The sequence below is a fragment of the Mycoplasmopsis columboralis genome, from assembly GCF_900660675.1.
In the GTDB taxonomy this organism is placed as follows: Bacteria; Bacillota_I; Bacilli_A; order Mycoplasmatales; family Metamycoplasmataceae; genus Mycoplasmopsis; species Mycoplasmopsis columboralis.
This window is the reverse complement of sequence record NZ_LR215039.1, coordinates 362,476-373,263: the sequence shown is the minus strand read 5'-3', so window position 1 is coordinate 373,263 and position 10,788 is coordinate 362,476. Positions and strand designations below refer to the sequence as shown.

The window sequence follows — 10,788 nt, the reverse complement described above, 5'->3', positions numbered from 1 at the left end:
CAAATTAACGTAGGAGGATCAAATGAGACAAACAACAATTGTTAACACACAAAAAGCTGACAAAAAATGATACGTTGTTGACGCAGAAGGTCAAGTTGTAGGACGTTTAGCTGCTTTTGTTGCTTCAGTGCTTAGAGGAAAAACTAAACCAACATTTACACCACATGCAGACATGGGAGATAACGTTATTGTTATCAACGCTGAAAAAGCTATTTTAACAGCAAAAAAAGAACAAGATAAAATTTACTATTCACACTCAGGTTTCCCTGGTGGACTTAAAAGCATTAATGCTGCAAAACTTAGAGCTAAAAAACCAACCGCTTTAGTAGAAAAAGCTATTTACGGAATGCTTCCACACACAAAATTAGGAAACAAACAACGTCGTAATGTATTTATTTACGCTGGTTCAGAACACAAACATCAAGCTCAAAACCCAGAAAGATTAGAGGTTAGATAATTATGGCTAAAGAACAAGTTAAATACCGTGGATTAGGAAGAAGAAAATCTTCAGTTGCTCGTGTTATTATTAAACCTGGAAAAGGTGATTTTGTAATTAACGGTAGAGGAGCAAAAGATTACTTAACTTCAGATATTTACCTTCAAGATGCAAATCAACCATTTGTTTTAACTGAAACAATGGGACAATTTGATGTTTCTGTTAAAGTTGCTGGTGGTGGTCTTAGTGGTCAAGCTGGAGCTATTAGACTTGGAATTGCTCGTGCTTTATTAGAAGCTAGTGCGGACTATCGTTCAGTTCTTAAACAAGCTGGAATGCTTACAAGAGATGCCCGTGCTAAAGAACGTAAAAAACCTGGTCTTAGAAAAGCACGTCGTTCAAGACAATTCTCAAAACGTTAATTTTCATAATTTTATTCCTGTTATGTTTCAAAAGTGATATAATAGGAATACACTATGCGAGCGTAGCTCAGCTGGTTAGAGCACACGACTGATAATCGTGAGGTCGATGGTTCAAGTCCATTCGTTCGCACCATTTCATTTTGACCGAAAAAAACAGGGAATTTACCCTGTTTTTCATTTTTAAATAGGTCTATTTTTATATTTATTTTTTTTAAAAATATCTTATAATTATGAATATAAAAAGTAAACTTATAATTATCTAAAAATACATAGTTACTTACAAAGGATTTTTATGAAAAAATTAAAAAATAAATTATTGATTTTAGCACCAGTTGTAGCCGCAACTCCAGCTATGGCTTTATCAGCTCAAACATCTTCAACTGCTAATGTAAATAACGCAGATACACCTGTAAATTCAAATGAAAGTGGAGCTCCTGCAGATAATCAAGCACAAGCTTTAGAAACTAAAAAAGTTGAATACAAAGCTGCTATTGATGCGTTAGCAAAAAGCGAACAAGCAAATCCATTTTTATCAGCTGCTCAAATTGAGGCTTACAAAGCAATGGCTGATGCAGATGATGTTACTGTTGAAAAACTTGATGAATACTTAGCTAAAGCAAATGACTTAGCAACAGCAATGCTTGTTTTATCACAAAACGCTTCAAACTCAATGTATGAAAAACTTTCTAAATCAATGTATTACGAAAGCAAAGTTTCAGAAGCTGAAGATGCCAAAACATACAAAGCTCAATTAAGTGAAGCTAAAACCGAAGCTGATGCTGCAATTGCTGAATCAACAAAATCAGATTCAACATTAACTTCAAAAGAACAAGTGGATGCATTAAATGCTAAATTTGACGAAAGCTACAATAAAGGATTAGTATCAATTTTAAATGTAGTATTAAATGGATTAAACGACGTTACTGCTCCTGTTGTTAATGCTGTTGTTACTTCATATTACAATGACTTATTAAACAAAGCTAATGAACAATTAGCATCTGAAACAGCTAAATTAACTGATGAAACAAAAGCCGACATTATGATGGTTAATGATTCAGTTAATACATTGGTTGTAGCTAGTGTTAAAGTTAAAGAATTTGCTGATTCAAATATGGACATTAAAGTTGTTGTTAATGAAATTTTAGCTAACTCACTTATTGCTCAAGAAGATAAAGATACACTTAAAACTTATTACGATAAATTATCTTCATCATTAGAAAATAAAGCAGATGTAGCTGCTGGTGAAATGTATGTTAAAGATGCTGATATGTATGAAGCTGATTTAACTAAATTATCAGATAAATACGCAGCCTTAAAAGAACAACACGCTAAAACAAAAAATTATGACGCTATTTTAAGCGATGCTGAAGCTTTAAATGATGCTCAAAGACAAACTTATTCAGATCAAGCTAAATTAAATGCTCAAAAAAGTGAAGATCCTAAAACAGTTGAACAATTTAGTTCATTAGTAAAAACTGTTAATGATGAAATGGTAACCTTAAGAGAAAACCTTTCAAAATATGAAAAAGAATTAAAAGATCTTTTAACAAATGATAAATTACCTCAATCAAACAAAGATGCAATTCAAGCTGTTCTTAACGATGCAAATGAATTATTAACTAAAAACGAATTAAACGTTCCAGTAATTCAAAATGTTGCAACTAATGTGGCCAGAGAATATTCAAAAGCTAAAGAAGTTCTTGCTCCAGATTACAAATATGCAGAAGAAAACAAAAATGATCCAAAACCTACATACTATGAATACATCGCATTTGGAGCTATCTCAGCTGTATTGCTTGTAGCAGGATTATTAATTGCTTTATTTGCTGGTAAAAAAAGAAAAAACAAAGAAGATAAATAATTCAAAATAAAAAAGCACAAATTCAAAAGTGCTTTTTTATTTGCTTAAATTCTTTTGGTTGTTGATTTTATCTAATTTCTTAAAAGCTTTATCAACAGCATCATACACACTTGTGCGAGTGGTAGCTAAAATTTGAGCCACTTCCGCATAAGATAAGTCTTTATAAACATACAGTTCAAATGCTTGTTGTTGAACTTTAGTGAGCATAAAACCATATTTTTCATATAACAAAGTATATTTTTGAATATTGTTTAATGATTTTTTAGTTTCCTTGTTCATTTATTAAATCCTTAGTCATTTGATAAATAAACATTTCTAAATCAAATTCTTGCAGATCATCTAATTTCTCGCCCAAACCAATATATTTGACATTAAGTTCATACTCATCTTTAATTGATAAGACAATTCCACCTTTTGAAGTTCCATCCATTTTAGTTAAGATAATTCCACTTAAGTTAGCTACTTCTTTAAAAGCTTTAGCTTGACTTAGACCGTTTTGTCCGGTTGTAGCGTCAAGCACAAGCAATGATTCATGTGGAGCTGAAGTTTCAAAGCGCTGCATGATTGAAATCATTTTGTTAAGCTCGTTCATTAAATTTACTTTGTTTTGTAATCTTCCGGCAGTATCCACGATTAAAAGGTCATATTTGTCATTTGTAGCTTTTTCCATTGCCTTATATACCACTGATGCTGGATCGGCTCCTTCTTTGTCAGGTTTAACAATGTTTACTCCAATTCTTTGAGCTCATACATCTAATTGATTAACCGCTCCGGCTCTGAAGGTATCAGCTGCAGCAATTAAGACCTTTTTATTTTCTTGCTTGAATTTATAAGCCATTTTGGCAATTGAAGTGGTTTTTCCGCTTCCGTTAACACCTACAAATACAAACACATTTAAACGACCATCTTGATAATTTAAATTAGTATTAGTTACGCTGTTGTTAGTGTAAATAACAAACATTTGGTCAGCAACAATCTCTCCGATTAATTTTGGATCATCGATATTATTGGTTTTAACTTCGCGCTTAATTTTTTCAATAATTAAATATACTAGCGAAGCGTTAATGTCAGCCATGATAAGCAATTCTTCTAGTTCTTCAAAAAAATCTTCATCAATTTTGTTGTAACGATTTTGGAGTTCAAGCAACTGTTTTCCAAAATTGCTTGCGTTAGATAATCCTGTTTTATATTTTTCTAATTTTCCAGATTTTTCAATTTCTTGAGTGATTTTTTGCTCAATAGCTTGCTCTTTTTGAGATAATTGATCATCATTTTTTGAAAAAACTTTTTTTACTAAATTTTTAAAAAATCCCATATTTTTATTTTACCATTTTTGAAAATTTATTGCCTTTTATTAACTTTTAAAATATCCGAAAATACCCGTTTTTTATGGTGTTTATACTTTCAAAAAAAAGCAAAAATAATATAATAAAATAAATTTATTTATTGTAGGAGAATTCGTGAAAAAAAGAGTAATTATTGGTATGAGTGGGGGAGTTGATTCTTCAGTGGCTGCTTACTTACTAAAAGAGCAAGGATATGAAGTTGAAGGTCTTTTTATGCGTAATTGAGACAGCATTTTAAACAATGATGTTTTAGGAAATGCTGACATTTCACAAGATATTTGTCCTCAAGAACAAGATTATCAAGACGCTTTAAATGTTGCTAATTCGCTAGGAATTAAATTGCATCGAGTGGATTTTGTCAAAGAGTACTGAGATAATGTTTTTGAAAACTTCATTGAAGAATACAAAAAAGGACGTACTCCTAACCCTGATATTTTATGTAATAAATACATTAAATTTAATTCTTTTGCTAAATATGCATTTAATGAACTAAATGCTGATTATATTGCTATGGGGCATTATGCAAAAGTAGAAAATGGGCATTTATATCGAGCAAAAGATCAAAATAAAGATCAGACTTATTTTTTGGCTCAATTAACAACTGAACAACTTTCTAAGGTAATTATGCCTTTGGCAGAACTTGAAAAAGAACAAATTCGCGAAATCGCAGCTAAATTAAATTTAGTTACTGCCGATAAAAAGGATTCAATAGGAATTTGCTTTATTGGAGAACGTAACTTTACTCAATTTTTACAAAACTACATTCCCGCTCAAGAAGGAAATATTGTTGATATCACAACAAATAAAATAATTGGACGTCACATTGGATGTTTTTATTACACAATCGGACAAAGGAAAGGTCTAAATTTGGGTGGAATGAGCGAACCTTATTATGTGTGTGGACATGACGTAAAAGCAAATATTTTGTACGTAGCTCCAGCTTCCCAAAGTCACTGACTTGAATCTAATAATTTAATTGCAAGTAATTTAACCTTAAATAATTTAGATTATGATCCAAATAATTTAACAGCTAAATTTAGATATCGTCAAAAAGATATAAAAGTCACAATTCAAATCAATAAAGAAGATAACACCATTAGAGTCTTTTATCCAGAAAAAAGTCAAGCAATCACACCTGGTCAACAAGTGGTGCTATATGATGGAGACAAATGTATTGGTGGAGCCATCATTGAAGAAGTATATATGGACCAAAACAAACTTACTTACATTTAAGAGGTAAAACATGACATCACAAGAAATTAGAAATAAATGATTATCCTTTTTTGAAAAAAATAACCATTTTGTTGTTCCTTCAAAAAGTTTAGTACCGCAAAATGATCCTTCACTATTGTGAATTAATAGTGGAGTGGCAACTTTGAAAGATTATTTTTCTGGTAAAAAAATACCTCCTTCAAAAAGATTAACTAACTCACAAAAAGCAATAAGAACCAATGATATTGAAAATGTTGGAGTAACCGCTAGACACCACACCTTTTTTGAAATGTTAGGAAACTTTTCAATTGGAGATTACTTCAAAAAAGAAGCAATTGCTTTTGCGGTTGATTTTTTACTTAATGAATTAAAATTAGATAAAAATAGATTATATTTTACCTATTACTATGAAGATTTGGAAACTAAATCTGAATGAATGTCTCATGGTTTTGCTGAAGAACAACTTATTCCCGGAGATAAATCAACTAATTTCTGAGAAGTTGGTTCAGGTCCTTGTGGTCCAAATACTGAAATTTTCTATGATCGTGGTCAAAAGTATGATACTAGAGGAATTGAGCTTCTTAAAGAAGATATTGAGAACGATCGTTATATTGAAATTTGAAATATTGTGTTTTCGACTTACAATTCTGATGGAGAAGGAAATTACACTGAGTTAAACCAAAAAAACATTGATACTGGAGCTGGTTTAGAAAGAATTGTGTCAATTTTACAAGATGCTCCAACTAACTTTGATACTGACTTGTTTTTACCAATTATTCACAAAATTGAAGAGTTTACTTCATACAAATACAAAACCAGTAATTACTTTGAAAAAGATGCTGACCAAACATTAATTAACACCTATTTCAAAGTTATTGCTGATCACATGAGAACAGTGGTGAATGCCATTAATGATGGCGCTAAACCTTCAAATGTGGGTCGGGGATATATTTTAAGAAGATTAATTCGTCGTTCAGTACACAAAGGAATGCAACTAAAAGTTAGCGAACCACTTTTCTTACATAAACTAGTTGAAGTGATTGCTTCAACATTGCCTTATGAATATGATGTAAAGAAAATTGAAAAAATCATTTTAGATGAGGAAGTAGCTTTCTCTAAAACAATTGATAGCGGAAGAATGCTTCTTGAAGAACATTTAAGCGATAATTCCAAAACTTTTCCTGGTGATGTAGCTTTCAAATTATTTGAAACTTATGGATTCCCAATTGAATTAACAATTGAAATTCTTAATGAGCGTAACATCACAGTAAACATGCATGAATATGAACAAGCCAAAGAAAAACACGCTTTAGCTTCAAAAGGAAATAAAGTTGCCGGAATGGATAAAGTTATTAATTCTTTAGCTTTAATTGAAGGCAAAATTGATAAATTTATCGGATATGAAGTTGAAGAAGGAGAGAGTGAAATTTTAAAACTTTTAACCACTGAAGAAGAGGTTGAAGAAAATGAAGGAATCAGTTATTTAATTTTAAAACAAACTCCTTTTTATGCCACAAGTGGTGGACAAAAGCATGACCGTGGATATATTCTCCAAAACGGAAATAAATTAAAAATTCTAAATGTTTTCAAAGATAAATTCGGAAATCACATTCACAAAGTCGAGGGTAAAGTTAATTCAAAAGAAAGAGTACAATGTTTTGTGGATAAACAAATTCGTTTAGGACTTAAACGTAATCACTCAGGGACTCACTTGCTATTTTGTGCTCTTAGACACGTTTTGGGCGCTCATATTGAACAGCTAAGTAGTGATAATAACGAAGAAAGATTAACTTTTGATTTTCCAGCTGACGAGAAACCTTCTAAAGAAATAATTACTAAAATCGAGAATTTAGTAAAAAGCTACATTGCTAAAGATGTTAAAAGAAATTATCTTATTACTACAACTGACAAAGCAAAAGCCATGGGAGCAATCATGACTTTAGAAGAAGCTGAATACATGGATCCTAAGAATATTCGTATTGTAGAATTTGAAACTATTACTGCTGATTTATGTGGAGGAACACACTTAGAACACTCGGGAATGTTAGAAAATTTCAAGATTGTTTCAGTTGAGAAAAAAGCTGCTGGTGTGTTTAGAATTAGAGCCATTTCTTCAAATAAAATTGTTAACGAATACCTAAATGAACAAGTTCAATTATTAACCGAACAGGTGCAAAAAGCAGTTGATAAAAACAAAAATTTAGATGCTCAATATGCTTTTGTTTTACCACAAGAAAATGATTTAGAGCAACAAATCAGCGCTTTAGAACAAGCTTTAGAAACTTTGAAAGAAGATAATAAACAATTAATAAAAAAACAATCAGTTAATGCAGAATTAAATTTTGATGAGTTAACTCCTACACAAGTTCAAAATCAAAGTGTTTATCTTTTAAATGTACCTACTAGTGTATTAAAAACAAGTGTTTCAACTTTAAGAGAAAAACAACCTAATGCTTTAGTGATTGGTTTTGATGATAATAACATGTTATGTATTGGTTCAAAATCATTTAATTCTAATTTAATTGCCCAACAATTATTTAAAACTTTTGAAGGTAGAGGTGGAGGAAATAATCTTCTTTCAATGGGAAAATGTGGCCAAACACTTTCAAAAGATTTAATTTTTAGTGAGTTAGAAAAAATTCAATGAGAAAATTAGGACTAGATTTAGGAATTAAAAGCTGCGGATTTGCCATCACTGATGAAAACGAAATTATTTCAACCTCGCTAGAAAACTTTCTAATGAACGAAGGCGATTTCAACGCGGTAATTAAGCGTATTGAACAATATTTGCAAGAATACAAAATTGACGGTTTTGTTTTAGGATACCCTTTGAAAATAAGCGGAGAAAAAAGTGATCGTACATTAATGGTTGAAGATTTTAAAAAGCTACTTGAAGAAAATTTTCAAATACCAGTTATGTTAGTAAATGAACAATATAGCACTAAAAAGGCTCAACAAGTAATGATTAGTGCTGGCCTTACTCGTAAAAAAAGAAAGGCTAACAAAGACAAGCTAGCAGCTCAAATCATATTGCAAGATTATTTAGAATATTACCAAGATAAATGAGGCAAAAATGAATAAGTTACAATGAATTTTGTTTGGTTCAATGATTGCGGTTATTGTAATAGCAGCAATTTCAATTATCTTAATCAAATTGAAAATAAAAAAATTACAAGCTAAGTATTTAAACCAAGATCGTGAACAAACATACTTGATGTTGCAAAATCTTCGTAATGACATTGGACAATTACCTTTTGATTTAAAAGATTATTTAAAAAATGATTATAAGCCATATGATATTGAAGCAGTAATTAATACAATTTACACCAATAACTTTCAGTCAACTTTAATTATTGATAATCAAGATTCGTTTTTATCTTCGGTAGTTTCAAATAAAACTAAACGAAAAATCTATTATTTAAATGAATATGATTTTAGTGAGCAACTCAAAGAAGCAATTTCTGAATATCCACAAGATTTAGAGAACACTAATTTAATTTCATATTCACAAAATATGCTAGATTTTGTTGTGATATTTAAAAACAATAAAACGCTAATGGAATTATTTGATACTTATTTTGATTTTATGATTTCTAAATCAATGATGATGATTCTAACGGACAATTATTCTAAAAAAGAGTTAGTAAAATTCGTTAAGCATATTAAAACCTTAGGTTTAACTTATGAAATTTCCTATGTTGAAAGTAAATTTTTATATATTGTTAAGCAATAAGGTCAAACTTGTTATAATTAAAAAACATTAAGGAGCATTATGTCAACAAATACTGAAAAAATTTATTTAGCCAAAGAAACATTAGAAAAATATAAAAAAGAATATGAACACTTAGTTAATGTTGAGCGTCCAGCTGTACAAAACGCTCTTAAAGAAGCCAGAGCACAGGGTGACCTTTCTGAAAACGCTGAGTATGATGCAGCTAGAGATCGTCAAGGAGTTGTTGAAGGAAGAATTAACGAGCTTGAATCAATTTTAGATCGTGCAGAAATTATTGAAAATGCCAATAGCGCATTAATTGGAATTGGTGCTACTGTAACCTTGAAGTTCATTGAAACCGGAGAAATCAAAAACATCACAATTATGGGGACACACGATGCAAACCCATTTGAAGATAAAATTTCAAACAAAAGCCCACTTGCAGTATCAATTATGGGTAAAAAAACTGGTGATGTTGTTGAAGTTGATGCTCAACAAAAATTTAACGTTGAAATTATTAGCGTAACACAACAAAACTAAAGAATAATCTTTAGTTTTTTGTTTCTTTAAGGAGGATTTTTATGATAATTGGAATTTCAGGAATGATTAGTAGCGGAAAAAGTACTTTGTCAAAAAAGCTTACTAAGCATTACAAAAACTCGTTATTACTTAATGAATATGAAGAAGATGACGTAGTATTTAACACTTATTTAAACTGATTTTATGAACAAAAACCACACATTGATATTAGTTTTCAAGTGTACGTTGTGGAAAATCATACAGCTAGTGTTAATAAAATTGTCAATAAATTTAATGATTTAAATTTAAGCAAAGATCAAGATATTATCTTTTTGGATCGTTTTAGTGCTGAACATTATGTGTTTGCTTCAGTTAATCTTAAAGATCTTCCTAAGAAGGCTTTTAATGCATATAAAGCTCTTTTTAACGAACTTGTAAGCAACGAAGAACTTCCTGAATTTACTTTGTTTTTAGATGTATCTTTTGAGAATTTTCAAAAACGTCTTTTCAAACGTGGTCGAGCTGTTGAAATTGATAATTATGAAAAAAACAAAGAATATTTTTATGAGCTTTATCAAGTATACAAAAAGACATTTTTAGAAATTGTAAAAAAATACAAAATCAATTATGTTGTTATTGATACAAATAACAAGAGTGAAAAAGATGTTTTTGAAGAAGCTGTCGTAGCAATAGACTTATATAAAAAAACAAAGGTTAATAATGCGTAGAGATCAACGAATTTTAAAAGTTTTATTTGATGAAAGCTTTATTAATGATGCAATTTTAAAATGTTCAAATTGAGTAAATGAAACTTACGTTAGCTCAGATAATTTGGTATTGGTTGGTCTTTTAAAAGGTTCCGTTCCTTTTTTGGCTCAACTAATTAAAAATGTTAGCGTAGATCACCAAATGGATTTTATGATCGCTTCTAGTTACAATGGTTCGCACGCTTCAAGTGGTAATGTCAAAATTATTATGGATTTAAGCTCAGATATTGAAAACAAAGATGTCTTGCTTGTGGAAGACATCATTGATAGTGGCATTACCTTAGATAAAATTAAAAGTATTTTACTAGCTCGTAAACCTAAAAGTTTAAAAATTCTCTCACTAATGAACAAACCACACCATCGCAAAGTTGCTTTAGAAGCTGATTTCTACGGTTTTGACGTTCCAGATGAGTTTTTAGTGGGGTTTGGATTAGATTATCAAGAAAAGTTCAGAAACTTACCTTATATTGGGATTTTAGATCCTAAATATATCAAAAACTAATTAGAAGTTCC

12 protein-coding genes and 1 tRNA gene are annotated in these 10,788 nt (G+C 30.4%); 11 read left to right on the top strand and 2 right to left on the bottom strand.

Features of this window, described 5'->3' with window-relative positions:
• Positions 1-22: 22 nt before the first annotated feature.
• From rplM to EXC45_RS01415, 4 genes are all read left to right on the top strand, one after another.
• Positions 23-457 carry a 50S ribosomal protein L13 gene (gene rplM, locus EXC45_RS01430; protein ID WP_036433896.1) on the top strand — a complete coding sequence of 145 codons (435 nt, stop codon included), beginning with the start codon at positions 23-25 and terminating at the stop codon, positions 455-457.
• A gap of 2 nt (positions 458-459) precedes the next feature.
• Positions 460-858: a 30S ribosomal protein S9 gene (gene rpsI, locus EXC45_RS01425; protein ID WP_036433898.1), complete on the top strand. Its 399-nt coding sequence runs from the start codon at positions 460-462 to the stop codon at positions 856-858.
• 56 nt (positions 859-914) lie between these two features.
• Positions 915-991: transfer RNA gene (locus EXC45_RS01420), tRNA-Ile, on the top strand.
• Between the two features lie 159 nt (positions 992-1,150).
• The gene (locus EXC45_RS01415) at positions 1,151-2,719 is read left to right on the top strand and encodes a hypothetical protein (RefSeq protein ID WP_036433900.1); all 1,569 of its coding nucleotides are present in this window, start codon (positions 1,151-1,153) and stop codon (positions 2,717-2,719) included.
• Between the two features lie 36 nt (positions 2,720-2,755).
• Here the strand turns inward: EXC45_RS01415 and EXC45_RS01410 are convergent, their stop codons facing one another.
• Complete coding sequence (locus EXC45_RS01410; RefSeq protein WP_036433902.1) at positions 2,756-2,998, bottom strand: RNA polymerase sigma factor; 243 nt, start codon at positions 2,996-2,998, stop codon at positions 2,756-2,758.
• The gene (ftsY, locus tag EXC45_RS01405; protein WP_036433904.1) at positions 2,982-4,034 is read right to left on the bottom strand and encodes a signal recognition particle-docking protein FtsY; all 1,053 of its coding nucleotides are present in this window, start codon (positions 4,032-4,034) and stop codon (positions 2,982-2,984) included. The genes EXC45_RS01410 and ftsY overlap by 17 nt, the downstream gene beginning before the upstream one ends.
• 145 nt (positions 4,035-4,179) lie before the next feature.
• Between ftsY and mnmA the strand changes: the two genes are divergently transcribed.
• The 7 genes from mnmA to hpt are packed head-to-tail and all read left to right on the top strand — an operon-like array spanning position 4,180 to position 10,777.
• The gene (gene mnmA / locus EXC45_RS01400; RefSeq protein WP_084272188.1) at positions 4,180-5,298 is read left to right on the top strand and encodes a tRNA 2-thiouridine(34) synthase MnmA; all 1,119 of its coding nucleotides are present in this window, start codon (positions 4,180-4,182) and stop codon (positions 5,296-5,298) included.
• A 10-nt stretch (positions 5,299-5,308) separates the two neighbouring features.
• The gene (alaS, locus tag EXC45_RS01395) at positions 5,309-7,933 is read left to right on the top strand and encodes an alanine--tRNA ligase (RefSeq protein WP_036433906.1); all 2,625 of its coding nucleotides are present in this window, start codon (positions 5,309-5,311) and stop codon (positions 7,931-7,933) included.
• Positions 7,921-8,358: a Holliday junction resolvase RuvX gene (ruvX, locus tag EXC45_RS01390; protein WP_036433908.1), complete on the top strand. Its 438-nt coding sequence runs from the start codon at positions 7,921-7,923 to the stop codon at positions 8,356-8,358. The genes alaS and ruvX overlap by 13 nt, the downstream gene beginning before the upstream one ends.
• Positions 8,351-9,010 carry a BC85_0335 family putative methyltransferase gene (locus EXC45_RS01385; RefSeq protein WP_036433910.1) on the top strand — a complete coding sequence of 220 codons (660 nt, stop codon included), beginning with the start codon at positions 8,351-8,353 and terminating at the stop codon, positions 9,008-9,010. The genes ruvX and EXC45_RS01385 overlap by 8 nt, the downstream gene beginning before the upstream one ends.
• A 39-nt stretch (positions 9,011-9,049) precedes the next feature.
• The gene (greA, locus tag EXC45_RS01380; protein ID WP_036433912.1) at positions 9,050-9,529 is read left to right on the top strand and encodes a transcription elongation factor GreA; all 480 of its coding nucleotides are present in this window, start codon (positions 9,050-9,052) and stop codon (positions 9,527-9,529) included.
• A 41-nt stretch (positions 9,530-9,570) separates the two neighbouring features.
• Positions 9,571-10,236 carry a deoxynucleoside kinase gene (locus EXC45_RS01375; protein ID WP_036433914.1) on the top strand — a complete coding sequence of 222 codons (666 nt, stop codon included), beginning with the start codon at positions 9,571-9,573 and terminating at the stop codon, positions 10,234-10,236.
• Positions 10,229-10,777, top strand: a complete 549-nt coding sequence (hpt, locus tag EXC45_RS01370) for a hypoxanthine phosphoribosyltransferase (RefSeq protein WP_036433915.1) — start codon at positions 10,229-10,231, stop codon at positions 10,775-10,777. The genes EXC45_RS01375 and hpt overlap by 8 nt, the downstream gene beginning before the upstream one ends.
• Positions 10,778-10,788 lie beyond the last annotated feature (11 nt).